Annotated in this window: 22 protein-coding genes; 4 read left to right on the plus strand and 18 right to left on the minus strand. The window is 52.8% G+C overall.

Going from position 1 to position 25,862, the window contains the following annotated elements:
* The first annotated feature begins 14 nt into the window (after positions 1-14).
* Positions 15-878, plus strand: a complete 864-nt coding sequence (locus J2741_RS01430) for a hypothetical protein (protein WP_209673276.1) — start codon at positions 15-17, stop codon at positions 876-878.
* 343 nt (positions 879-1,221) lie between these two features.
* Here J2741_RS01430 and J2741_RS01435 read toward each other — a convergent pair whose 3' ends face one another.
* The 7 genes from J2741_RS01435 to J2741_RS01465 form a co-directional block, all read right to left on the minus strand.
* On the minus strand, positions 1,222-3,192 hold the full coding sequence (locus J2741_RS01435; protein ID WP_209673277.1) for a DUF4118 domain-containing protein: 1,971 nt from the start codon (positions 3,190-3,192) through the stop codon (positions 1,222-1,224).
* Positions 3,189-3,794 carry a potassium-transporting ATPase subunit KdpC gene (gene kdpC / locus J2741_RS01440; RefSeq protein WP_209673278.1) on the minus strand — a complete coding sequence of 202 codons (606 nt, stop codon included), beginning with the start codon at positions 3,792-3,794 and terminating at the stop codon, positions 3,189-3,191. Before kdpC ends, J2741_RS01435 begins: the two co-directional genes overlap by 4 nt.
* 1 nt (position 3,795) lies before the next feature.
* Positions 3,796-5,871 (minus strand): potassium-transporting ATPase subunit KdpB, encoded by a 2,076-nt coding sequence (kdpB, locus tag J2741_RS01445; RefSeq protein WP_209673279.1) that lies wholly within the window; start codon positions 5,869-5,871, stop codon positions 3,796-3,798.
* Position 5,872: 1 nt separating this feature from the next.
* Positions 5,873-7,564, minus strand: a complete 1,692-nt coding sequence (kdpA, locus tag J2741_RS01450; RefSeq protein WP_342452202.1) for a potassium-transporting ATPase subunit KdpA — start codon at positions 7,562-7,564, stop codon at positions 5,873-5,875.
* A 255-nt stretch (positions 7,565-7,819) separates the two neighbouring features.
* Positions 7,820-9,592 carry a thiamine pyrophosphate-dependent enzyme gene (locus J2741_RS01455; RefSeq protein ID WP_209673280.1) on the minus strand — a complete coding sequence of 591 codons (1,773 nt, stop codon included), beginning with the start codon at positions 9,590-9,592 and terminating at the stop codon, positions 7,820-7,822.
* Positions 9,593-9,806: 214 nt separating this feature from the next.
* Positions 9,807-10,091 (minus strand): DUF2769 domain-containing protein, encoded by a 285-nt coding sequence (locus tag J2741_RS01460; protein WP_245249338.1) that lies wholly within the window; start codon positions 10,089-10,091, stop codon positions 9,807-9,809.
* A gap of 350 nt (positions 10,092-10,441) precedes the next feature.
* Entirely contained in the window at positions 10,442-10,855 is a 414-nt protein-coding gene (locus J2741_RS01465; RefSeq protein WP_209673281.1) for a hypothetical protein, read from the minus strand.
* 566 nt (positions 10,856-11,421) lie between these two features.
* On the opposite strand from J2741_RS01465, the gene J2741_RS01470 reads away from it, so the two are divergent.
* Positions 11,422-13,500 carry a PEGA domain-containing protein gene (locus tag J2741_RS01470; RefSeq protein WP_209673282.1) on the plus strand — a complete coding sequence of 693 codons (2,079 nt, stop codon included), beginning with the start codon at positions 11,422-11,424 and terminating at the stop codon, positions 13,498-13,500.
* A gap of 228 nt (positions 13,501-13,728) precedes the next feature.
* Here the strand turns inward: J2741_RS01470 and J2741_RS01475 are convergent, their stop codons facing one another.
* From J2741_RS01475 to J2741_RS01520, 10 genes are all read right to left on the minus strand, one after another.
* On the minus strand, positions 13,729-14,799 hold the full coding sequence (locus tag J2741_RS01475) for a hypothetical protein (protein WP_209673283.1): 1,071 nt from the start codon (positions 14,797-14,799) through the stop codon (positions 13,729-13,731).
* Positions 14,800-14,977: 178 nt separating this feature from the next.
* Entirely contained in the window at positions 14,978-15,733 is a 756-nt protein-coding gene (locus J2741_RS01480; RefSeq protein ID WP_209673284.1) for a hypothetical protein, read from the minus strand.
* 19 nt (positions 15,734-15,752) lie between these two features.
* Positions 15,753-16,343, minus strand: a complete 591-nt coding sequence (locus J2741_RS01485; RefSeq protein ID WP_209673285.1) for a DUF4367 domain-containing protein — start codon at positions 16,341-16,343, stop codon at positions 15,753-15,755.
* Positions 16,344-16,400: 57 nt separating this feature from the next.
* The gene (locus J2741_RS01490; protein WP_209673286.1) at positions 16,401-16,859 is read right to left on the minus strand and encodes a PepSY domain-containing protein; all 459 of its coding nucleotides are present in this window, start codon (positions 16,857-16,859) and stop codon (positions 16,401-16,403) included.
* A gap of 20 nt (positions 16,860-16,879) precedes the next feature.
* Entirely contained in the window at positions 16,880-17,335 is a 456-nt protein-coding gene (locus J2741_RS01495; RefSeq protein WP_209673287.1) for a PepSY domain-containing protein, read from the minus strand.
* A gap of 22 nt (positions 17,336-17,357) precedes the next feature.
* A complete protein-coding gene (locus J2741_RS01500) occupies positions 17,358-17,813 on the minus strand; it encodes a hypothetical protein (RefSeq protein WP_209673288.1) in 456 nt (151 codons plus the stop codon).
* A 19-nt stretch (positions 17,814-17,832) separates the two neighbouring features.
* Positions 17,833-18,300 (minus strand): PepSY domain-containing protein, encoded by a 468-nt coding sequence (locus J2741_RS01505; protein ID WP_209673289.1) that lies wholly within the window; start codon positions 18,298-18,300, stop codon positions 17,833-17,835.
* Between the two features lie 21 nt (positions 18,301-18,321).
* Positions 18,322-18,747 (minus strand): PepSY domain-containing protein, encoded by a 426-nt coding sequence (locus J2741_RS01510; RefSeq protein ID WP_209673290.1) that lies wholly within the window; start codon positions 18,745-18,747, stop codon positions 18,322-18,324.
* 60 nt (positions 18,748-18,807) lie between these two features.
* Entirely contained in the window at positions 18,808-20,025 is a 1,218-nt protein-coding gene (locus J2741_RS01515; protein ID WP_209673291.1) for a hypothetical protein, read from the minus strand.
* A 2-nt stretch (positions 20,026-20,027) separates the two neighbouring features.
* Entirely contained in the window at positions 20,028-20,867 is an 840-nt protein-coding gene (locus J2741_RS01520) for a hypothetical protein (protein ID WP_209673292.1), read from the minus strand.
* Between the two features lie 1,202 nt (positions 20,868-22,069).
* On the opposite strand from J2741_RS01520, the gene J2741_RS01525 reads away from it, so the two are divergent.
* Entirely contained in the window at positions 22,070-22,291 is a 222-nt protein-coding gene (locus tag J2741_RS01525) for a hypothetical protein (protein ID WP_209673293.1), read from the plus strand.
* 700 nt (positions 22,292-22,991) lie between these two features.
* On the opposite strand, the gene J2741_RS01530 is transcribed toward J2741_RS01525, so the two are convergent.
* Entirely contained in the window at positions 22,992-23,435 is a 444-nt protein-coding gene (locus tag J2741_RS01530; protein ID WP_209673294.1) for a hypothetical protein, read from the minus strand.
* A 301-nt stretch (positions 23,436-23,736) separates the two neighbouring features.
* On the opposite strand from J2741_RS01530, the gene J2741_RS01535 reads away from it, so the two are divergent.
* Positions 23,737-24,561 (plus strand): carboxypeptidase-like regulatory domain-containing protein, encoded by an 825-nt coding sequence (locus tag J2741_RS01535; RefSeq protein WP_209673295.1) that lies wholly within the window; start codon positions 23,737-23,739, stop codon positions 24,559-24,561.
* Positions 24,562-25,862: the final 1,301 nt, after the last annotated feature.

The raw sequence follows: 25,862 nt of genomic DNA on the forward strand, positions 1-25,862 counted from the left end.
GCATCGGCACCGCAATGGCTGATACCGGCGTCCCGCAGGTTCCGGAGACCCAGGGATTTACCACCTCCACCGCCATATCGGCAGTGGGGACGATAACAGAGACCGATAGCGTAGTGAATATTATTGCAAACGCTGCAACAGAGTTGCTCGGACCGTTGCCTTTTCCATTGGGTGAATGGGGGGCGTATGGATACCTTGCCGAATATACCAGTGCGTATACCGAGGAGACTGTTGCGGACCAGGGTCTCGTGAGTTACACGAAGACCATGACCACCGACACGTCCGGGATGGCGACCACGGACCTGTTCAACGTGCAGACGGACAAGCTCGTCGAGTTCATCGGTACGGATACCGGCCGGATGACCTCGGGAGAGAGCTCTGTCCTTGACGGGGCCGGATTGGCATTTTATAACAGTGATATCATGATCTGTCCGTTTGCCAGCCCGAACGACAATGTAAACCCCGACTTCTGCTCCATCGTGCAGGAAGGCAGCAGTGTCGACCTGACCCTTGGTTCGCTCGCGACCCGCACCGATCAACGCTACATCATGGAATCCGCGGGCCACCCGCCCACTTCACAGTTATTTGAGGAGGAGGTTCCGATCTCCGATGCCGGAGTGGAATCGAACTATGCGATCACGCTGAAAGGACTCGGGGATGTGCCTGCCATGGGCAGCGTCGAATCGCATATCGACGTCCATGTCCAGGAGGGGCGCCTGTATTTCATCCCGGAAGACTACCTCGTCGATTCGAAAGCGGAAGACCTGGTGTATTCCGAGACTACGACCGCGAGCGGTGATATCACCTTGTTCCGGAAAGTGCTGGGGTATACCTCAAAAATTACCGCTCCGGGACAGTCTATACCTCGTAATCTCTGAGTTCGTCGGATATCATTTTTTATATTTTTCAGGGAAAGGGGTGAGAAGACCGAATAGGCAGGGGCATATCGATCACGGTAAAATTGCTGTTTTCTCTCCCTCCGGAAAAATTCCATTGTCACCGTTAATTGTAACAGGGACTCTCTTTCCCGCAATACCTCCCGTACATAATGGTTATTCACCCTTCTGCGGGGTTCGTGTGAGTCTTGTTGAACCACCATAGATCCATCCATCGCCCGGCTGCTATTCGAAGATCGAGTACGGGCTGCTCCTGAAAGAGGGCAGGAAAGGAGGTGAATGAACGTACTCACCGGCGTATCTTTTTATTCGAAAATCTGGGAATTTATTCAATTTTTTCCAGGGAGAGCGCCCCCAACCGTCCAATCGTCTCCAGCATTTCGAGGGTGTCCGGCGATATCCGGTGCATTTCCGCAGGGAAGAAGAACCCCATCACACCGAATTTCATGTTCTGGGCCTTGAGGGGAATATAGGTACCCGCGGCATTCGGAAGAGTGTCCGTCCCCCTTCCGGCGGGCAGACCGTTTTCGTAGGCCCACTCGGCAATCATATCCTCCTTTTCCGGTGAGGGGTAGTCCCGGTCTCCCTCCTTTATTCCCAAGAGGCCGTTCGAAGGGATGAATATAGTCACCTTTTCGGCCCCCAAAGACCTTCCCTGCCGAAGAAGCGCGTCAAGCACTTCCCGGCGTCCACCGGCCTCCGCGAGTTCTTTTGAGAGCCCAGAGACCGCGGAGACTTTCACTTCGCTCCTCCATACCTGCTGGACCACGTAACGCAGGCGGGTTGCAAGGTAACTGACCAGCAGCGCGATGAAGACGTAGCCGATAAACGAGATGAAATACTCCCAGTCGTGCACGGTGAGGGTGAAATAGGGGCGGACAAAAACAAAATCGAAGACCAGCACGCTCATGATCGCGGTAAACACCGAGGCCCCCCTCCCGAAGAAATACGCGACCAGCACTACGGGGAGCAGCTGGAGGATGAGCATGTTGGCTTCGCTGATCGTGCCCAGGAGGAAATAGTTCAAAAGCGTGACCGCGACGACCCCCACCAGCCCCATGAGGTAGTGCCGGGGGAGCAGCAGCGGGATGTTCTGGTGGAAAGGAATGGGAAACTCTGCTTTCCAGTCGAAGAGATAGATGTCGATTCCCTTGGTCGCCCTCATGATCCGGTAGACCGGGGAGATCAGGATATCCAGTCCTCGGGGCTTTCCGAGGATGATCATGGTCACGTTATGGGCGCGGGCATAACGGATGACCTCGTCCGCAACGTTTGCTCCCCGGAACCGCACGATATGCCCGCCGAGTTTGTGTGCCGTGGAAAGCGCCTCGTCTATCCACCTCTTTTCCTGGTCGGAGGCGTTCATCTCGTCGGGGGTTTCCACGAAGAGCACTTCCCACTCGGCATTGAGGCGCATCGACATCCGGTAGGCGGCGCGGACCATCCGTTCGGCATACGGTCCCGGCCGGATCCCGACCAGCACACGCTCGGTCGCGGGCCACGGGCCCTCGACCGCCTTCATCCGCATATGGCGGAGCAGGCGCTGGTCCGCCATTCCTGCGACCTGGCGGAGCGTCAGCTGCCGGAGGGCCATGAGGTTGCCCTCCTCGAAAAAGCGGACGATCGCATCGTTGGCCATGTCTTTTACGTACACCTTGCCTTCCTGCAGCCGTTTCTGGAGTTCATCAGGGGGGACATCGATCAGCTTGAGATGATCGGCGCCCCTGACCACCGAGTCGGGGACTGTTTCCTGCACCTGGATCCCGGTGATCTGGAGCAGCGCATCGTTCTGGCTCTCGAGGTGCTGGATGTTCATCGTGGTATAGACGGAAATTCCTGCGTTCTGGAGCTCCTCGACATCCTGGAATCGCTTTTTATGGCGGAGGCCCGGAGCATCCGTGTGGGCGAGCTCGTCGATGAGCACGATCTCCGGTCTCCTCGCGATGATGGCGTCGATATCGGGTTCCCGGAGGTCCATCCCCTCGTAGTGCACGGTCCTGGTCGGTATTCCGGGCAGGCGTGCCGCCAGGGCATCGGTCTCCACCCTCCCGTGCGTCTCCACGTACCCGATCACCACGTCCGTTCCCCCTGCTTTCCGTTGCAGGGCGTCGAGCAGCATGCCATAGGTCTTCCCAACCCCGGCTGCGTACCCCACGTAAATCGTGAGTTCTCCCCGGACCTTCTTTCGTTCCTCTTCCTGCGCAACCGCGAGGAAATCTTCCGGCGAGGGCCTTTCGTCCGTGCCTCGTCCTTCCGGTCCCGGAGAGATATTTCCCGGAATATCGGAGAGTTTCATGGCGGGTTCACCGTCCCGCGGCCGGTTCCATAGTGTCTGTCAAGGTCGAGGTTGATGAGGTAGACGTTGACATACTGGTCCTGGGTAAAGAGGAATGTCCCGCTCTCGGCATGGGAAAGGACGATTCCCCGCAGTTCTTCCTCATCCGCTCCCCTCGCGGCGGCGATTCCGGGGACCTGCACCATCGCGGCATCGAGAGTGATATGAGGGTCAAGCCCGCTTCCCGAGGAGGTCACCAGGTCGGAGGGATAGGGGGAGAGGATCCCACGCGACTGGAGGCGGAGGATCGTCTCGTTCACCTCCGAAAAGAGGAGCGGGTTCGTGGGTCCCAGATTGGACGCCCCGGACGCCGATGCATTATACGGAGTTCCCGCCGTCGCAGAAGGCCTTCCGATAAAATACTCGTTTCCGGAAAACTCCTTCCCGATCAAAAGAGACCCCTCGATGCCTCCTGCTTCGTTGAACATGAGACTTCCCTTCGCCTGCATCGGGAACAGTGCCTGCCCCGCAAGAGTTACCACCAGAGGGTACGCGACCCCCACGACGACGAACAGTATGACGAAAAGGAGGACGGCGGTCCGTAGCGGTCGGAGGATAGTCATATCATACCACCCCCAGCCACGAGATGAGGAGGTCGATTGCCTTTATTCCGATGAACGGGGCAACGATCCCTCCAAGACCGAAAATCACCAGGTTGTAGGTGAAGAGCTGGCCCGCGGGCATGGGCCGGAACTTCACCCCGCGAAGTGCAAGTGGGATCAGGAGGGGGATCACGAGCGCGTTGAAAATAACTGCGGCAAGGATCGCGGAATACGGGCTTCCCAGCTGCATGACATTCAGGGCGGCAAGGCCCGGGTACATTACGATCAGGACCGCGGGGACAATGGCAAAATACTTGGCGATGTCGTTTGCGATGGAAAAAGTGGTAAGCGCACCGCGGGTGATGAGAATCTCTTTTCCGATCTGGACGATATCGAGAAGTTTCGTCGGGTCGCTGTCCAGGTCGATGATGTTTGCCGCCTCACGCGCCGGCTGCGTCCCGGAGTTCATGGCCACCGCCACGTCCGCCTGTGCGAGGGCCGGGGCGTCGTTGGTGCCGTCGCCGGTCATGGCGACCAGGTACCCCGAAGACTGGTACTCCTTGATCAGCCGGAGTTTGTCGTCGGGTTTCGCCTCTCCGAGAAAATCGTCGACGCCTGCTTCCGCCGCGATCGCGGTGGCGGTCAGGTTGTTATCTCCGGTAATCATGACCGTCCGGATGCCCATCCGCCGGAGGTCGAAGAATCTTTCGCGGATGCCCTGCTTGAGAATATCCTTGAGATGCACGGCGCCGAGGATCCGTTCGTCCTTCGCCACGAGGAGAGGGGTACCTCCGCTCTTCGCGATCCCCTCGACCATTCCCTGCACTCCTCCCGGGACATCGCCATTTCGTTCTTTCACGAACGAGATGATCGCGTCGGGAGCTCCTTTCCGGTAACAACAGCCTCCGTTGTCCAGTCCCGACAGCCGGGTCTGGGCTGAAAATTTGACCACCGTACTTCCCGGGGGAATCAGGCGGCTGATTCCCGGCGTGTCCTTTTCGATCAGGTCGATGATGCTTTTTCCTTCGGGAGTCTCATCGTCCAGAGAAGAATACAATGCCGCATTTTCGAGATCTCCGGCATCTTCCGGATTCACCGGGATCAGTGCCACGGCCTGCCGGTTTCCGAGCGTGATGGTCCCGGTCTTGTCGAGGAGGAGGACGTTCACGTCGCCGGCGGCCTCGATTGCACGTCCCGACATCGCAACGACATTTCTCCGGAACAACCGGTCCATCCCTGCGATCCCGATCGCGGGGAGAAGGGCTGCGATCGTGGTGGGTGCGAGGCAGACGAAAAGGGCTGCGAGGACCGCGATCGAGGCGGGCGCCCCTAACCCGGTAACCTCCGCACTGTACGCCGTGACCGGGTAGAGGTTGAACACCACCAGGAGGAACACCCCGGTAAGCGCGATAAGCAGGGTCTCGAGGGCGATCTCGTTCGGGGTCTTCCTTCTTTTCGCACCCTCTACCATCGCGATCATGTGGTCCAGGAAACTTTCCCCGGGGTTCACGGTGATCTTCACGATAATCTCGCTCGCGATAACCTTCGTCCCCCCGGTGACCGCGCTCCTGTCGCCTCCCGCCTCCCGGACGACCGGGGCCGATTCCCCTGTCACCGCCGCTTCGTTGACCAGGGCGGCCCCGAGGACCACTTCCCCGTCGCCGGGGATGAGATCGTTTGTTTTTACTAGAACCAGGTCTCCGGCTTTCAGCATGCCGGATTTGACACCCTCGCATGGTGAAGTAAAGGATACTTCCTGAATTCTACGGGCGTCCACTTCTCCCTTGGACTGCCGCAGCGACGAAGCCCTGGCCTTTCCACGCCCTTCCGAGACTGCCTCTGCGAAATTGGAAAATATCACCGTGAGCCAGAGCCAGAGCGAGACCAGCCCGGTAAACAGGAGAGGCTCAGACGGCGCCGATGTAAAAAGCCCGAGTAAAAATGTGATCGTAGTGAGAATGCTCCCTAATTCCACGAGGAACATCACCGGGTTATGTGAGGATACCCGCGGGTCGAGTTTCTTTATTGCGTCCCTTAGTGCAGTCGAGAGGATCTCCGGGTCGAATGCATTCACCTGATCGTATCTCTTTCTCGACACGTTACCCGCCTCCCACCATTACCAGGTATTCGGCGATCGGTCCCGCTGCGAGCAGAGGGAAGAAGGTGAGCGCCCCGACCACGACGATCACGCCGATCAGCCAGACGACGAAGACGGCTGAACTGGTGGGAAGAGTTCCCGGTCCGGGCGGGACCGTATTTTTACCGGCTGCACTCCCAGCGATTGCGAGCATTGCGATGGCAGGTACGAACCTGCCGATCAGGATCGCGACTCCTCCTCCCACCGAATACAGGAATCCGGTTGGGTTCAACCCGGCGAAGGCGGAACCGTTGTTGTTGGCCATGCTCGCAAACGCATAGACGATCTCGCTCAACCCGTGGGCTCCGGGGTTGGAGATCGCCGATAACCCCGCCGGAGTCACAAGTGCGATTCCGGACAGTATCAGGACGAGAATACCGGGAGCGAGTATTGCAAGGAGGGCATACCGCATCTCCCGGGCCTCGACCTTTTTTCCCAGGTATTCGGGAGTCCTCCCGATCATCAGCCCGGCAATGAAGACTGCCACGAGAAGAAATGCAATCATGGTGTAAAAGCCGGAACCGGCCCCCCCGAAGACGATCTCACCCAGCAGGATGAGCATGAGCGGGACCAACCCTGCAAGCGGAGTGAGGGAGTCCATCATCGCGTTCACGGCACCGCAGGACGTGGCGGTGGTTGCAACGGCGAACAGCACGCTCGGCGCGAGGCCGAACCTTACTTCCTTCCCCTCCATGGGGGGGCCAAAAACCCCAAGATTCGTGAGAACCGGATTTCCCGCGGACTCCGCCACGTAGATCCCCAGAAAAGCCCCTGAAAAGATGACGATCATCACGCCATAGAGCACCAGGCCCTGCCGGGGGTCTCCGGCCATCCTCCCGAACGTGAAGGGGAGCGATGCCCCGAGAAGAAGAAGGGCGAAAATCTCTGCGATGTTCGTCCAGGGCGTGGGATTTTCAAAGGGATGTGCGGAATTCGCGTTGAAAAATCCACCGCCGTTCGTACCCAGCTCTTTGATCGCTTCCTGGGACGCCACCGGCCCCATCGCGATGGTCTGCACCCCGCCGGGACCCGTCCCGGAGGTCACGACGTAAGGATCAAAATTCTGGATCACTCCCTGTGAGACAAGGAAGATCGCGAGGACCAGGGACAGGGGAACGAGGACATAGAGGACTGCCCTGGTGAGATCCACCCAGAAATTCCCTAGACGGTCATCTTTTACCCGGGTCAGCCCTCGCATGACGGCAATTGCAATGCAAATCCCTGTTCCCGCCGAGAGGAAGTTCTGCACGGCAAAGCCGGCGACCTGAGTGAGATAACTTGCCGCCACTTCCCCGCTGTACACCTGCCAGTTGGTATTGGTGACGAAACTTGCAGCCGCATTAAATGCAAGATCGGGGGTGAACCCGGGAATTCCTTCAGGGTTGAGGAACAGCCATCCCTGGGCGAGGAGGAGGCAAAAGAGTACGAGAAACCCTATCCCGTTGAAGATGATCACTGCTTTTGCATAGCCTTTCCAGTCGCTCTCTTCTTCGGGATCGGTTCCGATGATGCGGTATATCCAGTGTTCGACTGGCGAGAAGACGGGAGAAAGAACCGTACGGTTCCCTGAAAACACCCGGAACAGATACCTTCCGAGAAGATACGCAGCCGCGGTGAGGACAACCAGGATGATAAAAAAACCGAGGATATCCACCGCATCGACAGAGCTCGTAATGATCCCTCCAATCGTCCGATCGGCCCGGGAAAAAAACCCAAGTCACTATTCTAAGAAGGCCTCTTCCTCCAAGATTTATATACATTCTTCTTCCCCGTGCAGGCCTCCGGAAGAGCGCCGATTAAGGCATTGAAATTTTATATCCCATGCGCAGTATCGTGAAAAAACAGATAGCCGCCCTCCCCGGAAAACACGCACTCACAGGGTGCACGGAAAAAGGGGGGCCCTTCCGCGTCAGAATCTTTTTGGGTCGGTATCCACGTCCACGATCACAGGGGTATCGAGGGACATCGCTCTGATAAGCGCCGCCTTCAGTTCACCGGGCCGTTTCACCGTGATCCCCTTCCCGCCGCACACTTCCGCATAGGCGGCGAAATCAGGGTTCAGCAGGTCGGTGCCATAGTTCGGATAATGCTCGGTCAGCTGCTCGACCTGGATCATCCCCAACTGCTTGTTATTCAATACCACTACGACCATCGGGAGGTGGTACTTGACCGTCGTGACGAAATCCGACATTGCCTGCGAGAAACCCCCGTCTCCCGTAATACAGACGACCTGCTTCTCCGGATACGCGATCTTTGCCGCAATGGCCGCCGGGAACCCAAACCCCATCGTGGCAAGGTATCCCGACATCGCAAACCGCTGTCGTTTCATCCGGAAGTTCCTGCCGAACCACCACTGGTTTTCCCCCACGTCGACCGTGATCACCGCGTCCTCGGGAACAGTCTCCGAGAGAACCTTCATGATGTACGGCGGACGGACCGGGACCGCCGTGGGATCGGCTTCGCGGTCGAGCTGCTCCTGCCAGTCCCGTTTCATCTCCCGGATCCTGGGAAGGACGTCTTTATTATGCGTTTTCACCATTCCGGTGAGTTTCGGGATCGTGAGGGCGCAATTTCCCCAAAGGGGCAGAGCCAGAGGCCCCTTCCCCAGCTTGACCGGGTTGGTATCCACCTGGATCAACGCCTTGTCGGTCGGGATATTGGTAAACTTCGAGAACCCTACCCCCAAGGTGATGAGGAGGTCCGCCTCGTCCGTAAGGGCCCGCGCCTGGGGAGAGCCCACCGACCCCAGGACCCCCACGACCCAGGGATGGTCTTCGGGGAGGATTCCCTTCGCCCGGTAGGTGGTGAGAATGGGGGCCTTTATCTTTTCAGCCAGTGCGGCAATCGCGTCCCCCCCTCCGTACGCTCCCCACCCGGCAATAATGACCGCGTTTTGAGCCTGGTCGATAGCTGCGGCCGCTTTTGCCAGTTCATTCTCGTCAGGGACGATGTGGGGGCTGGCAATGCAGATCTCCTTCCTGCAGCACGAAATTTCGAGGTTCTGTTTCTGGATGTCGTTCGGGACCGAGATCTGCGCTACGCCGTGGTGGAGGGTGGCATACTTCAAGGCAAGGTTCAACAGCAGGATCGTCTTGTTCCTCTCGTACACGGTGTTATTGTAGACCGAGACCGAGCGAAAGAACGCGTCCTGGTCGATCTCCTGTATCCCGAAGGGGCCGGTGTACTGGCTCTCTACCTGGCCGTTGAGAGAGAGGACCGAAGCTCCGTCCTCCTTGGCATCGTAGAGCCCTGTCGACAGGTTGGTCGCGCCCGGACCGGCGATAGTGAGACAGGCGGCGATCTTTCCGGTGAGCTTATTGAACGCAGACGCCGCCATCGCCGCATTCTCTTCATGCCTGACGACGATATACTGCATGTTCGGATTTTTCCGGATTGCATCGACCAGCCCGAGCGACGAGGTCCCGGGGAGACCGAACACGAGGGTGACTCCCCACGCCACCATTTCACTTATGAGCGCATCGGAGACTGTGCTCCCGGAGGCTTCGTGGAGCGCCTCCTCTTCTTTGATCTCCACGAAAGCGCTCTTTGCCGCTCCGCATACCGGGCATTTCCAGGCGTCCGGGAGGTCCGAAAACCTGGTGTGGGGCGGAGTTTTAGTCGCCGGTTCCCCCTTCTCTTCGGAATAGATATACCCGCATACGCTGCATTTCCATCTGGCCATAAGTATCCCGGACGAGAAATGGTTGTAGTGATATTTCAATTATCCCTGAGCAGGCCGGACCGGTCACCTCACGCTCGTGGCATGAAAAAGACCTCGGGTGCAGACTGGAACATGGACATTCTCGCCACATTCCACGTTTGTCAAAAACAATCCTTATCAGGCAGCGTACTACACTGGCTGCAGGGATAAAGAAAAAAGAGAGTCCCGGTTCGATTTATTTCAGCATCGCATCGAAACGCTGAGTCTTTTCATTCCCCATCTGACAGAAAGACTGGTGCGTGAGCCCCTGCATTTTCGCCACCGGGCAGCCGGGACAGATGCACCCTTTGTTTTGAGTTATGCAATGGAAACTGCGCCCCATGGAACAATAGAGACCCTCCATCGCATTTTTAGAACACTCGTTATAGGTGGGGCACTTGGGGCACGTGCACATCTTCATGAGCTCCTGGACCTTCTGCATCACCTGTTCTTTTGGCATGGCGAGCATCTGTTTCTGCATTTTCAAGTACTGATCCTCGGGCATTGTTTCTTCATGTTTTCCAAAGAGTGCCATAGGCAACACCAGGTGCCCACAGGATCGCAAACCTGATAAAGCTTATCGGGCTTCGTCCGCACGTGTGAAGATCCACGCCGGCGCGAAATTATATGCCGGGAAACACCGGAATTCCGGGTATGTGAAGTATTTCGTGAGGTAAATTCGTCCGGTGCGGAGTATCGGGGGAATGACGCACCATAGGGAAAAAGAATACCCGGGGAGCGGGGCAGGATTATAACCCGGGAAAAGGCCGCAACATCGGGTTTCAGGTACTCACTACAGGTGAAGAGCGAAACGACACTTTCAAAATTGGGTTATTTCCACTCCCACATCTTGTCCTTGTAGGACCCGTCGGGGCCGATCTCGATCTCGAAGACTGCAGCGACGTCGTTCAGCTTCTTTAATGCCGGCGAACTCGTCTGGAAATAGCGGATTCCCCGTGCCATCCATCCGCCGTCTTTGGTGGGAAAACTGATCCCGGAGCCCTGGGCCTCGGCTTTCTCCCCGGTCTTTGTCATCATGATCCCGTGACCCTTCACGTAGACGCCCCCGTGCGGGCGCTCGACGGCCCAGGTGGTGGCGATGAAAGTGACCTCGGTCCCGTAGACCCTCCCCTTCGTTTCGATGGTCCGTTCAAGCTTCAGCGGACCTCCATAGTGGTGAGCGAGGCGTTTTCCGATGGTTTTTCCGGTTAATTCTCCAATTTCGTTTCCGATCATGGTCATCACCAAGGTGCCACATACGGCTATGAACGGATAAATCTTTCCTCCGGCTGAAACCTCGTTTTCCCCGGACATGGTCACCCCCCGTCCCTGCGGAGGGACTGGCGGATCGTTCGGTCCATTCGGGTGGGAATTCCTTCAAAGAGTGCCGTCTTTGAAGTTGTCCACGGACGCTTCCCAACCTTGTTCAAGTGGGACAACCGGATCGTTCGGTTCATTCGGGTGGGAATCCCTTCGAAGCGCATCACCGCGGGTGAAACCTCGTCCCTTCCCTTCCTGACCACTTCCTCTCTGTGGTCCCTCTCTCCACCCGAAGCAGAGACGCACTCTCCGGCACCCGCCTTCGATACCGGGTCATAATTTCACTATAGGGGACAGGATTTTCGAGAGAATTTGATTCGGGAGATTTTCCGCAATAAGATCCCTATCGTCCCACCCTATTTTGAAAAATTTATATAGGACCCTGATAAGGTATCACATACCAGGTCACCGGTCCGGAGCTTTTCGATGCATATGCCAGATAGCAGCAGCGGACCGGATCATGACGTGAGAGAACATCCGGTGAACAGTGTATGAAATTCCGATTCCTGATCATAGTCATCGTCCTCGCCCTCCTTGTCGCGGGGGGCGTAGCGACTTCAACGACCGGGACCCTGTACGTGGCATCGAACCCGCCCGGGGCGACGGTCCTCGTCAACGGCGTAGTGTCCGGCGCGACGGACGGGTTCGTGAAGAATGTTCCCGCGGGGGTCCAGAACCTGACCCTCGTCAAAGCGGGGTACGATCAGAAGACCATGATGGTCGAGGTCCCGGCCGGGGGGGTGAAGGCCCTGGCCCCCATCACCCTCTCAAAAAGCGGAGGGGGAGTTCCGGGACAGACCGGCACCCTGTACGTAACCACGATACCGTCGGGGGCGAGCATTCTCATCAATACCACCGACTACGGCACGACGAATGGGTTTGCGAAAAATGTTCCCGCAGGCCTCCAGGAGATGACGCTCCTCAAAGCGGGGTACGAGCAGAAGACCGTGACGGTCGATGTACCGGCAGGCGGGGTCAAGGCCCTGGCCCCCATCACTCTCACGAAAAGCGGAGGAGGAGCGGGAGGCGCGGCCACGCTCTACGTGACCTCGATCCCTTCGGGAGCGACCATCCTTATTGACGAAATAGATTACGGCACGACCAACGGGTTCGTGAAAAATGTCCCCGCAGGGATCCAGACCCTGACACTCGTCAAATCGGGATATAAGCCGGAGACCGTGACGGTTGACGTCCCGGCGAGCGGGCTGAAGGTCCTCGCACCCGTCACCCTCACCAGGGCCGGGCCCGGGTCCGGCGAGGTGGAGAACATCCAGGCAGCCGTGGACGCGGCATCGGACGGCGACACCATCGTGTTGAAGAGGGGGACCTATTACGAGAACGTGGTGATCAACAAATCGGTCACCCTCATCGGGTTCGGTCCCGGTGAAACCGTCATTAACGGGGACACCGGCAACGTGGTGATCGCGGGAGGAGTGATCAACGTCACGAAACCGGGCATTCTTTCATCCGGACCTTCGGTGACCCTCGTCGGTATGACCATCACCGGAGGTACTGCGCACTACGGGGGCGGCATCTTCAACGACGACGGATCGGTGGACCTCTCGTGGATATCCATCCAGGATAATTCGGCGTCGCTGAGCGGCGGCGGGATCTACACCATGGGAGGCACGGTGACTATGGACGGGAATACCACGGTCGCCGGGAACACGGCCCCGGTCGGGGGCGGAGTAGTCAACGACGGCAGCACGCTCACCATGGACAGCGGGAGCGCGATCACCGGGAATACGGCGCAGGCCGGCGGCGGGGTCGAAAACGTCCAGGGTACGCTCGTCATGAATAATGGCAGTTCCATCTCCGGCAATTCGGCAACCTACAACGGCGGCGGGGTCTACAGCTGGTTCTCCAGCACCATTACCATGAACGGGGGCTCGATCACCGGGAACACTGCCGAGACCGGAACCGGTGGCGGGATCTATACCGATTCTTCCAGCCCCGTGAACAAGAACGGCGGCACCGTCTCAAATAACACTCCGGATAACATCGCCTACGAGTATGAAGTGACCTTGCAGGGTGCTGATATCGGGAATATCATCTTCAATACGGAAGACTGGAGCTTCGTCGCCCACCTGCAGGGACTGACACCGGGAATGGAATACTGGCTTGCGGGCGAGTGGATACCCGGCACGATCGCCTCGGCGCACGCCGCCGGTGACGGCAGTCTTCTCCTCCAGGGGGTCCTGAACCCTGCTCCGAACCTGAGAACCATGGTTCCGGCATTCTTCCTGGGAACCGGGTCGCCCCCCCCGACCGCAGGGTCCGTCGTGCTCGATGGGAAAGAGTGCCGCGGAGGGTTTACCAGCACCACCATCTTCGGCACGTTGACATCCGATGGGGCCCCGGTTTCGGGCGCTGAGGTCGATTTCTATGTTTACGACCCGGTGAGCCTGCAAATTTCCTACCCGTCGTTCGGCCACGATACCACGGACAGCGACGGCAAGTTCTGTAAGGTATTTTTCGGCGGGCACGCGGGCGAGTCCCTTGCCGTCCAGGGTGGCGGCCAGATCGATATGAACGTGGAAAAGTCGGATGTCTGCCCGGTGTGCGGGTAACGACCGGACCAGGGAGCATGGGTGGCGGGACTCCGTCACCCCCTCCCGGATGAGAAGCGGGTACTTGATCCCCGCAGGACGGATCCGAACGAAATCGAGAACGGTCGCTGAAAGGAGTTGTCAGGGAAAGGAGGTGAAATCCCTTTTTCTCTTTACGCGACAGGGGAATCTCTTGTTTTTACAGGTACTGATTTACCGAAGGTATTCAAATGCCTTATAATAAAAACTTTAATCCTGTACTTCCTGAACCCTTCGATACGTCATGAAAAGGGCACATATCCCATACAGGACCGTGGTAATAATCACACTACCGACGATAAGGAAAATACAATAGACAAAACCCGAATCGAAGGATATCTTACTCGCCTGTTGTATTCCGCTGGTTATGATTGAGACCGCACGTGTAATGACGGCGGGTATATCGTATCCGCTTCCCGGTAGTGCGAGAACACTCACTCCGATGGACGAAACGAGAAAAACCGGGATTTCCCATTCCCGTTTCATGCGGGAAAATCTTTCGAATAATGGGATAACCGCTACCATCGAGGGTGCTGCTACGCCCAAGGTAAGCACCGAATAACTATAGTACTCGGAAATTCCCCCCACCCATCTGTCGCTCAACGGATACACAAAAATTATCGCTGAAATTATTGAAACGAGGAGAAGCACCAGAGGCAGCGCCAGATTCCTGGTATGCCCTCGGATCATCGTATACACAAAAACGGCGAGAATTCCCACAATCAATGACTGTAACAGGAAATACGAGAAAACGAGGAGCGCAATTGTTGCCAAGAGATGATATTTGTTTATTTGATCGATTTTTAAAATTTTTCTGGAAATGATTAAACCCCCAAGGAATACGGCGGTAATAATACAGAATTCAAAGTAGTAAATCAAAAAAATACTAAAAACAGGCATGGTTTCATTAAACGGGATTAGTATTGACGGGGCTCCGCCGGGTTCGAGCCCGGAAAATTGGAAAAGGAAAAAAATAACGGTAAACAGTATCGAACCGGCAGTAATAATCGAAGAAATCCGGCGGTTTTTAAGATATGGTTCAATAAAAGGAATCATGGTAAAAATCCCCGCAGTGGGAAGGAACATGATGAAAATTATAAGCGAAATCGCATCGTTGAATACCCAACTGAATAGTTCGGAAAGAAGCGAAAGTACCAGGACAATGCATAAAGGGAATATTAACCGGATGTTTTGTAACGGAATTTTTGAGAGCGCCGCATTCATTCCATAAGAAAAAAGATATGCAACAAATATTGCGCCTATTATAATAAATTCATACATATTGCTGTATTTCGTTCGTTTTCAATTAAAATTTGCTCAACGAGATCGAGTACGGGTTACTGGAAGAGACGGGATAGAGGGAGAAACATAACCCGATCTCGGTATCCGTGTGGCCTGCACGATAAAGTGACGGATTATTTGAACGGAGAGGACAATTATACCTCAATCTTTTTCCTCGTTAAATCCTTGTGAGGTTGACCTTTTCAGGAGAATACGAAACCCACCTGCTATTCACCTGTTGTTCGACCTGGACACGAACCGGGATGATCCCCGTGACTCCTCCGGGCAGGTCTTCCTCAACGCTCAGTCGGTACCAGTCTCTTTCCTGACTCGCAACCACCCCACCTCCCGCGTAGAATTTCAGGTCAAATGAGAGATTCGAGGGACCTTCGCCACGCGGCTGCAGCCCGGGACCGACGGCCACTTCTGATACAGGGCCGTCCTGACTGCTTCCATTGTAAATCTCGCGGGTATACGGTTTCGTAGTATCCGGGATCCGCGGGCTCAGCCCTTCCGTCAGCGCCCTGCTCCGGTCCATGGGACCTTCCTCTTTCTGGTACAACACTGCACGTATGTCGCTCAGATTTATTTCGCGGGTCGAGAACCGGACCATAGGGCCTCCTGCCGGGTATACCACATCGGAGGTCCAGATCCCGAACGTCCGGTTGATAATCTTCTCTTCGGGAAATATCATCGCCCCGGAATCCCGGACAGGCAGGGGCACGTCGATCGCTGTGACGTTACCACCCGAAAAACCCACAAGGCCGGTCACTTCTATCTCGTATTGATACGCACCCGGGTGGGAGATAGGGCCGTAGATGTATACTCCCCAGAGCAACAGGATATTGACAAGGAATACCGCGACGACAATTACCACTATCACCCGTATCCAGGTGGAACGCGACCATTTTTTCGGATGAACGGTTTCTTTCATGCTGATCTTTCGACTACGATTACGGCTTGCGGTACGAACGTGGGAAAGGGGGTGAATGCAGATACTCACCTTTATTCTGAGTCAAACTCATCGACTCGTTTTCTTCAGAATATCTCACCGATTCTGCTATTTTTGTCATCTCCTCCTGATTGACAGAGCCACTAATGCAGAAGGAATAATTTCCGTCATACCAGCTCAACGAGTTCCCTGTTTTCTCTCCCTGCGTAAAATTTCCCTTACCCCCGTTAATGATAACCGGGACGCTCTTCCCCGCACTTCCTCCCACGCAGAATGGTTGTTCACCCTTCTGTTGGGTTAGAGTAAGTCTTGTAGAACCGCTATAGATCGTATCAATCCGTTTCAACGTGCCATCATAGTAGTTTGCCTCGTGGAATGTACAACCTGCCGGAAGGGAGGTTGCGATGCCATAACCGGGACCGTACACTTCAGCAGCGTTGTTCAACGTTTCCGCACGGTACGGGGTTATTTGCGGTCCACCGGAAGTGTCGGGTTTTGGTGTTGCAGAAATCGAGGCAATCCAACCGACAATAAGGAAAATCAGGCACAGCACTAGTGGGATTAGTATAATGAAATACGGATTCTTCATCATTTCACCCGCCTCATCGAATTTTTGATGTCTCCCCCGGAAAAAGGAGAGAATGCCGTACTACACGTAGGTAGCGACCGAAATGATCTTCCCATTAACCGCATTGATTTTGACAATATACCCTGACGGTTGCGGCGGACAATACTTACCTTCCGAACACTGGTACGCAATCCCATGATATTCATGAATCGTTACTTTCCAAACCGTTCCCACCAATTCCGCTGTTACCGGTTGCGTGAACCCGGGCCAACGGAAGTGATTTTTCGCAATCGCAATAGCCTCGTCCTCCGAAATGATACTCTGACGAGTATCCGGAAGGGGAAACGACAGGCCCCAGGTCTGAGAATTGCCGAACATCCTGGAGAGAGCCGAAGTAATGAGATCCTGGACAGATAGGGTCGATGAGCTTTGGGACCTGAAATCGTAGAGAGACGGCAATGCCTGGGCGTATCCGGCGGTCAGGGTTAATGATAGGATCAGTAATATGAAAATTTTCAGTGCAATTTTGTTCTTTTTCATTGTATTCACCTCGCTTCAGGTCACATGTAAGATTTCATAAAAATTATTTCACCGGTTTTCGCATCGATTTCGAGAATTCCTCCCGAATTCAAGTACTCGCAAATCCCGGACGCCCCACAAATGGGAAGATATCCTTTGATATCCACCTTCCAAACGTTTCCCCACAATCGGGCGGAGATTGGTTTGGTCAGGATAAGATCCGGATATCGGTTTTGTGCAATTGCAATTGCTTCTGTCTTCGAGATTAATTGCGTCGGCGAAGATATGTCAGGTTTTGAAAAATCCCAAGAATATGAACCGAATATAAGGAAACTGCCTTGAGACAGAAGATCTGATATGGAAAAGGTGTAGGATGTCGAACTCCTTTGGGTACCGAAATTGTAGATGCTCGGCAATGCCTGGGCATATCCGGCGGTCAGAGTCAACGATAGAATAAGCAGTATGCAAATTTTCATCAATTTTTTTTCTTGTTTCATGTAATTCACATCTGATGAAATCCTACAACCAAGGGGTGACGGAGATTATTTCCCCGGTTTTGGAGTCTATTGTTACTTCCCCGCCCGCACACGTTCCCGGGATGAAATATCCCTCGGGACAATCTCCTTCCCAATCCGGTGCAAATCCTGTTATTGTTACAATATACACGCCCGGTTTCCACCGGACTGTTGCCGGACCCCTCCATGTCGCCGTTGGCCAGAGACTTTTTGCGATGGAAATAGCCTCATTTTTAGAGATGTAATTGAGGGATGGGAAATCGGCACTTGATGGAACATTCCACGCGGGTATATTTCCGAATATACCGGATAATTTCGAAGCGATCAGGTCGTAAAAGGACGTGCTTGCGGCACTTTTGTATCCGTAGAAACTGAGATCGGGCAATGCCTGGGCATACCCGGCGGTCAGAGTTAGTGATAGGAGGAGCAGTATGAAAATTGCAATTTTTCCTTGTTTCATTAATTTCACCTATGAATCGTTATTTGACCGCATTCACCGAGATGACCTCTCCCGTTATCGCATCAATTTTTACTTTTCCGCCTGCATCCGTCACGATGCAATAATAACCATCCGGACAATCTCCTTCCCAATCCTTCGTATATCCGTTCAATGTAACCGTCCATACACCCATGAACAACAACGCATTGGGCTTCCCAGTCCAGATTGCATCCGGCCAGAGATTCTTCGCGATCACTATCGCTTCATCCTTCGAGATCATTTCCGACGGCAAGACGACTTTCGGTTTCGAAAAATCAAAGAAATACTTGCCGAAAATCAAAAAACTGTCATGAGATCGCAGATCGACAATAGAAAATGTGGGAGAGGTCGTACTTATTTGGGCACCGAAATTGTAGATGCCCGGCAATGCCTGGGCATATCCGGCGGTCAGGGTCAACGACAGGATAAACACTATAAAAATTTTCATCGCAATTTTGTTCATTTTCATTTTGTTCACGTCCCTTCGATTCTACAACAATCGCCTGACGTGAATTATCTCCCCCGTCTTGGCATCAATTTTTACGTCTCCACCTGCGGGGACTCTTCCTCCGAATTCTGGCTCATAATTATAGTATCCCTTTACCGTGACAGTCCACATCCCCCCACTCAGTCTAGTCCTGATGGGACTTGTCAGAACGATTCCAGGCCAGAGGCCCTTGGCGATGTCGATGGCTTCGGTACTCGATATTTCATAATTAAAAGGTCGAATGTCCGTGTGAGAATTTCCGTATATACCGGACAATTTCGAAGCTATCAGATCGTAATAGGAAGTGCTTAATGTGCTCCCGTATCCAAAGGAACTGAGATCAGGCAATGCCTGGGTGTATCCTGCGGTAAGGGTTAATGACAGGATCAGCAATAGGGTAATTTTTAAAGCAATTTTTCCTGGTTTCATGTTATTTCACACCTTTTTTTAGAATTTGTCTCTCTATAATCCATTATCTTCAAAAATTTTTCATCCCCCGATCCCCCGTGCCGCCAGTACATCCGACCCGAAGCCCTTCGATGCGATCGCCGTGCCGCCGCTCCTGTACGAGGCAGCGAACGATGCCATGTCGAAGTTACCGCCTGCCGTGCTCTCGTCCGACAAAGAGTCAGTAGCCTGCGACACGAGCGAGGCCGTGGAAGCGGTCGAGGTAGTGGCCGTCCTAGAAATCTTCGATGTGCTTACTTGAGAGAGCAAGGTGTTCGCGAGGGTGCTGGATGTGTGGGAGGAGACGCTCGGAATGGAAGACACTGAACCGGCCTTTGATCGCACCGCAGCCATAAGAGAATCTGTTTGAAGACCTTTCGGAATTTGTGCGGCAAGCAATTCCGCCATAGGGGGTGGAGTATAGTCCGGAGAAGTGGCAAAGCAAAATGCTGCAAGAACGTAATGCATATCGTAACAGATTTCTTCGCCTGTCGCTGCATCCGTCCATGATCCGTCTGGTTTATGAATCAATGTCCAACTCTTCCGTTCGCCTTGATGGGTGTTTCCTTCGAAAACAACGATGTAAGTGCCGCCCTTCACTGATGTTGAAAATGTCGGATTCAGGCTTTGATGATGTGTTGCTAATCCCAGGTTATCGAGATGCTCCTGTACTTCCGGCGTATATGTCGAGCCGAGGCACCCCCATAAAACAACACCTCTGTCATCTCCCGGAACCAAAGTTCTCGGTACGAGGAGAGATGGGACATGGGTGCCGCAGAAGTCAGTCCAGGTATCTTCACCCACATTGTAGGACCAGCTGCCAATTTCCGAAGCGGGATCATGGCCTACCGTAATGTACGGGTGGTCCCGGAGATAGCGGACGAGGTCATCGGGCAGGGCGGCGACCTGCTCGGGGACCAGCATGTCCAGAACATCGATCAGTGGTGTATCCCACCTGTTGAACATCCAGTCCTTAAACTGTGCATCTTCTTCCGGGGTGAAACAAATAACGAAGGTCCACTTGAATTCGGAATCGGTACCGACTGATGCATCACCGTATACTTCACCTACACCAAATCCGGCCGCATAGGGTCTTTCGGGACTTCGGAATTCATCTCCATAGATTTTATTCGGATAGGGATTGGAGTATTTTCCGTCGGCGGATGTGGTCTCATATTGTTTAGCACTGGCGGGGATGATAAGTAGGAATACTGTGAGGAAAATTGTAATCGCCAAAATCATGAAATGATCTTTCTTCATTTTTATCCCCCAATCCCCCGTGCCGCCAGTACATCCGACCCGAAGCTCTTCGATGCGATCGTTATGCCGCCGCTCCTGTACGAGGCCGCGAACGATGCCATGTCGAAGTTCCGGCCATCCGATTTAAAACCGATATTTCGTATCCCTGGTCCTTGGATTACCGCATTCACCTGGCTGTTGATCGGCGCCAGAGAATCTGATGATGAGGATATCGTGTACTTATTGTCAGTATTGAACGGACAGTTCATTTCTGCAATCGCCAGTTCTTCAGGGGTCATTCCACCGCTGATTATATTTCCCTCCTCGTCGATGGTAAATTCCCAGCTCGAAAAACCGTCAATGATAAGGATACCCGACGAATCCACTACTCCTTTTTGATTCCTCCAGGTGTCTTTCATCGATTCAGGTACGACTGCATAAAGATCAGGACAGATAATCGCCTTGTACTCTGCCAACGTCATCGTCTGTCCGGAGAGATCCAGGGCCCTGGCTTTTTGTTCTTCTGTTTCGGGCCCTCCACCGATAATTGTGCACCCTTCCGTTACCGCTGGCTCTGAATTTAATTTCCTCTGTTCATCGAATGATAAAGAATTCCAGTAGGCGGGATTTTCGTTTCGTATCATCGCACCCATGGACTCGTACGGATTTCCTGTCGTCGGGTCGATGATGGGATCTGTGGTGATTATGCAGGTCCATCCTTCTCCAGAGATTTCCTCTTCGAATGCCAGCACCCCATGAATGCAGACAATTGCACATGCAAATCCAAAAAGAAGTAATGGAATTGTTATTCGGTTCGTTTTCATTGTATTTCCCCCATTTTTCTGGATGAGTAGTGGTTTCATATTGACAGCATTAAGGTCCCGGCACCGGTGCGGACGGACCTCATGCTTCTATGTCATCACTTGTATTCAACATGAAAAATACTTTCCGATAGTCCTGATCTTCGAATTTAGCTCATGCAACCGGGAGGTTGCATACATACCCTCTCCGCGACCCTGCCCCGGAACCGGCAGCCCTTCCCGGGGACTCCCCCGTTTTCCCGAACGGTAATTCGGGGCGGAGGGACCGCTCCGGTGCGGGGTGACGGGCCGAGGTTGAGTTATGATTTTTTAGGGAGATCGCTTCGAGAGCCTCTCAATAAAGATAGTCGCAGTATTCCTTCGGGGTCATTCCCGCCTTTCCAATCAATTTGAGAAAAAGGATATGAATACATTTTCTCTCTCGAAACCAGGGAAAATTTTTAATCACAATTTTGCAGCCTTCACCCCTATGGCGGATCGAGAAACGGAAGTTGCGGTAAGATACAATATCCTTCTTCCAAGTCTTCAGGACTACCCATATCTCTTATACATTTTATGGGCTTGTTCTATCGTCGTGAGCATATCAATTTTCACAGTTTTATGCTCGATATCGATTTGATAGAATGCAGTATTCGAACGACTGATATGCATGCGATATACCGGGGGATCGATTGGGAGGTCAAGTTTCTCTTTATCTCCGAACTCTCCAGGAAAAGGATTGATACTAAGTTTTTTCAGGTTTTCCTTAATCACTTTCTGACTTTTCAGAGTAAGGCTTGTAAGAAATCCATGAGCTTCTTCCTCGATCAGAATTTCAAACATTAGAACTCAATTTTTTGATATTTACCCTTGCTTCGAATAGTACCAATATCCCTCGTCAACCGGCGGGCATGCTCTGCATCGATCATTTCCTGGAGCAATTGATCATATGTCTGGTTCGGTGCTTTTAATTCACCGATTGCCCGCCATGTGTCTTCGGTTACCGGAATTCTCTTATCAAGAAGGGGCATAGTATACTAATTATATGTTGTAAATGACTTTAAAATACTATTGCATGAGGAATTACGTCACCGATTCCAGCATCGTTTCGGGGTAGTAAGAAGGTCCATTAACCACACTCCGAAAATTTGGGAACCGTGTCGCATGACACGGCCTTCTTCTGATTTTTGGTCAGATTATGAAGGAACTGCCTTTATCCCCCGATCCCCCGTGCCGCCAGTACATCGGACCCGAAGCTCTTCGATGTGATCGCAGTACCGCCGCTCCTGTACGAGGCGGCGAACGATGCCATGTCGAAGTTCCCGCCCGTTGTGATCTCACCGGCCGAAGAGACGGTGTCCTGCGACACGAGCGAGGCCGTGGAGGCGGTCGAGGCGGTAGTCGTCCTGGTCGCGGCGAACGAGCTGATGTTCACTGAAGAGACTTTGGAAAGTTTTGAACTCCTGATCTTTGAAAACAAACTTTGAGGAGATTTTTGGCTTGAAGAAACCCCATTATCAGTATCTCCGGTTATTACCGATACATCAGGATAAAATTTGAAGTAATAATCAGCGAATAACACGTGAAAAGTATTTGAATCTTGTCGCATTTCGAAGTCAAACATTTCCTTGGGAATAGTCAGGACCGCAACACCTTCATTCGGTGAAATTCCAGGAACAATCAGATAGTGAGTACCATTCGAAACGATGCTTTTTGCCGAATTCAGTTGAGAGGTGGGAATCGAAATCTCGATAAAATATTCGCTATAATCACCGGGGGAATACTGAAGCATCCTTTGCGGGAAAACCAATGATATCAACTCTGGCGGTGTGAAATCGGTTGGTTCCGGGAGTACCGGGATGGTTTTGTGTGGAGGGAGAACTATCGGCGTCGGACCTGGTTCAATAATACCCGCACAGCCGGTTGGAATCACTATGAGAAACAGTATGGCAAAAAAAGTCAGGGCGATTGAATAAACGGACAATGTTTTTTTCATTTTTTCCCCCAAATAATTGAATATAGTCTTATTCACGAACTACGGTTACGAGGTCAGCCGCAACGGATGACTCTCGCGCTTCTATGCCACTACTTCTATTCAAGGTAAAAAATACTTTATGATATTTTCCATTCAGGAATTTAGCTGGTGTAACCGGAAAGGTGGATGTATGAATGGCAGGGTGAAAGTGTTCAATCGGGAGCAACCTTTGTATACTCACTTGATACCCGATAGTGCAATTGATAGTGTTCGTCTGGGATGACGATCCAGGCCGGCCTTTCAAAATTGTAATACCGCGTTTCCTGTTCTCTTGGTATAAGATCCCCGATATCCGCCAGGAACCCGTTATCGATGATACAATTCTGGTACGGAAAAACCTTCTGCTTATTACAATACGAAAACTCGTCGATTCTTACATTTCTTGCGATTCTGCTCCCGTTATTGAGAATATTCACAGTGACGATATACCTATTCACATCATCGATATAATTTCTTGTATAGGATCCATTGTGATGAACATCAGCGGTTACAAGAACATCGGGATTGGTGCTTCGGTACCTATTTGATAGGCACCCGGGACTTGCCATCAGAGCTATTAAAATAAAAATTAGTGCAACGAAAAGAATTTTTTTCATTACCTTGATTTCATCCCTCCGGTTCGAAAAGATTTCTGTAGAGAAGAAATGCCATAGAGCTAGAAGAGTATAAATGAATTATTCCTCCGCGACCCTGTCCTGGATCCGGCAGCCCTTCCCGGTGGTTCCCCCGTTTTTCCCGAACGGTGTTCGATGGGGGGCAGGACCGCTCCGGCGGAGGAGGGACGGCTGCTGCAAAGTGTGACGTACAATTTCCCACGGATCCGGCGACCGGAACGAACATGGTGAGGCGTCTGCATACTACTGGTTAACCTGCTGACAGTGAGTGGTGGAGATCTGTATGATGAGAAAAATATCAAAGAATACGATGATTCAAGATAAAGGAAGACATCAACCATTGTGTTCAATAAAGTCGGCATTATTCGCAATTGCAGTCACATTTCTAATAGCATTGACACTTTTTTCCGGAATCGGTGCGGCCACGCTCTCTCAAACAGCGACTTCTCCCAATGGGAGCGTGAAGCTCACCATCATGCAACCGTTGGGCGAAGACGAGGCATGGATCGATATCGCTCCCCCGAACGCAGTTGTTCTCGGTGAAGTATCGGCTCCTGCAGGCATCCGGAATATCACAATCCGAAACGGGGCCGATGAAGTCATTTGTGGAAACGAGCCGACAATCGCCTGTGATATTCCCGTTTCCGAAGGTGAAAATACCATTATCGTGACTGTGACGGATAACCTCGGAAACCAGGCCGTGAAAGCCCTGAACCTCACGGTCCACCTGAGCATCCCGCCTCCGACTCAATTGATGGCGGTCACAGTATCGGGCAGGGTGACGGACCTGAGAGGTACCCCGGTTCCCGGAGCTCTCGTGAAATTTGAATCGGAACCGTTCGAAGGATTCCCACCCTATAATGTGACAAATATTACCGCCGCGGATGGTAGTTACATTATAAAAAAGGCGAGAGGATTGCACCAGACCATCAGCGTTGAAAAAGAGGGATATCTCCCTACCAGGACTATAGTTATCTTCGAGAGAACGAGAGATGAGCTGGACCTTGAATTAGTGCCGTCACTCCCCTCAGTCCCGGGATTTGACATGCCGGTTTGTTTTGCCGCGTTTCTCGGGGCAATTTTCCTGGGCTGGTTCTGCAGAAAATGAGAGGTCCTGGAAGAGATGTAATTTTTTAACCGGGGCAATTATAATATTTTAAATATCATTTGGATCTTAATTCGACCGTGGAATTAAAATGAAAATCTGGCCTCTCATTTCAGCATTTTTCATAGTAACCCTCGTCTGTGCGCCGGTTCTCGCCATCAGTGCGAGCGAACTGATTTCAAGCCACCGCACGGGCTCGCCTTCTTCCCTCACTATCCCGACAAGAATCCCGTCGGTAACGCCGACCGCTACGCCGCCTCCTCAAGTTACCGTCACACCGTTTCCTACGCGGGATCTTTCGTCGATCTTTGCCATGCCTACATTAAAGCCAACTTCGATTTACGTAAATCCATGGAAAATATACACTTGTCCACAGGACATATTGACGGGAAGACTGTATCGTTCTCTGGGAGAAGGGACGTGCGTATGTTTCGAGAGTTATGAATGTAATTGTGACGATTTTGAAAATAAACCAGGGGAACAGATATGATAGGAATACTATTTATCGTGAAAGACGGCTGCCCGGTGAAATGGGCCGAACATTAATTCAAGATCTGATATACTTCCTCTTTTGAATCATTAGAATGAATTAGTGTGAATTTTCTTCCTCTGTTTTTTTAACCGGGGCAATTATAATATTTTAAATATCATTTAGGTCTAAATTCAGTCGTGGAATTAAAATGAAAATCCGGCCTCTCATTTCGGTATTTTTTATTGTAACACTCGTATGCGCACCGGTCCTTGCCATCAGCGCGGGCGAACTGATTTCAAGCCATCGCACGGGCTCGTCTTCTCTCATCAATATCCCGACAAGAATCCCGTCGGTAACGCCGACCGCTACGCCGGCTCCTCAAGCCACCGTTACACCGCTTCCTACGCGGGATATTTCGTCCATTTTTGATGTATTCAAGAATAAAGGCACCTTCGTCATGCCGACAGCAAAGCCAACCCCAAATTACATCATTAATCAGGGAAAGACGTACACCTGTCCCCCGGACATACCGGTTGGAGAAATGCATCGCACTGTGGCAGGAGTAGACTGTACATGCTTCGTGGGTTTTGAATGTGGTTGTTACGATCCACAGACGGGACTGCCGTACCTGATGGGGGTGGATAGGTTGGGAAGAACCTTTATCGTGAAAGACGGCTGCCCTGCGAGGTGGGCCGAATACTAACATCAGATCCGATATACTTCCCTTTTTGAATTATTTGAATGAATTCGTTGAATTTTCTTCCTCTGTTTTTTTAACCGGGGCAATTATAATATTTTAAATATCATTTGGATCGTAATTCCACCGTGGAAT

The organism is Methanolinea mesophila, from assembly GCF_017873855.1.
Classification (GTDB): domain Archaea; phylum Halobacteriota; class Methanomicrobia; order Methanomicrobiales; family Methanospirillaceae; genus Methanolinea_B; species Methanolinea_B mesophila.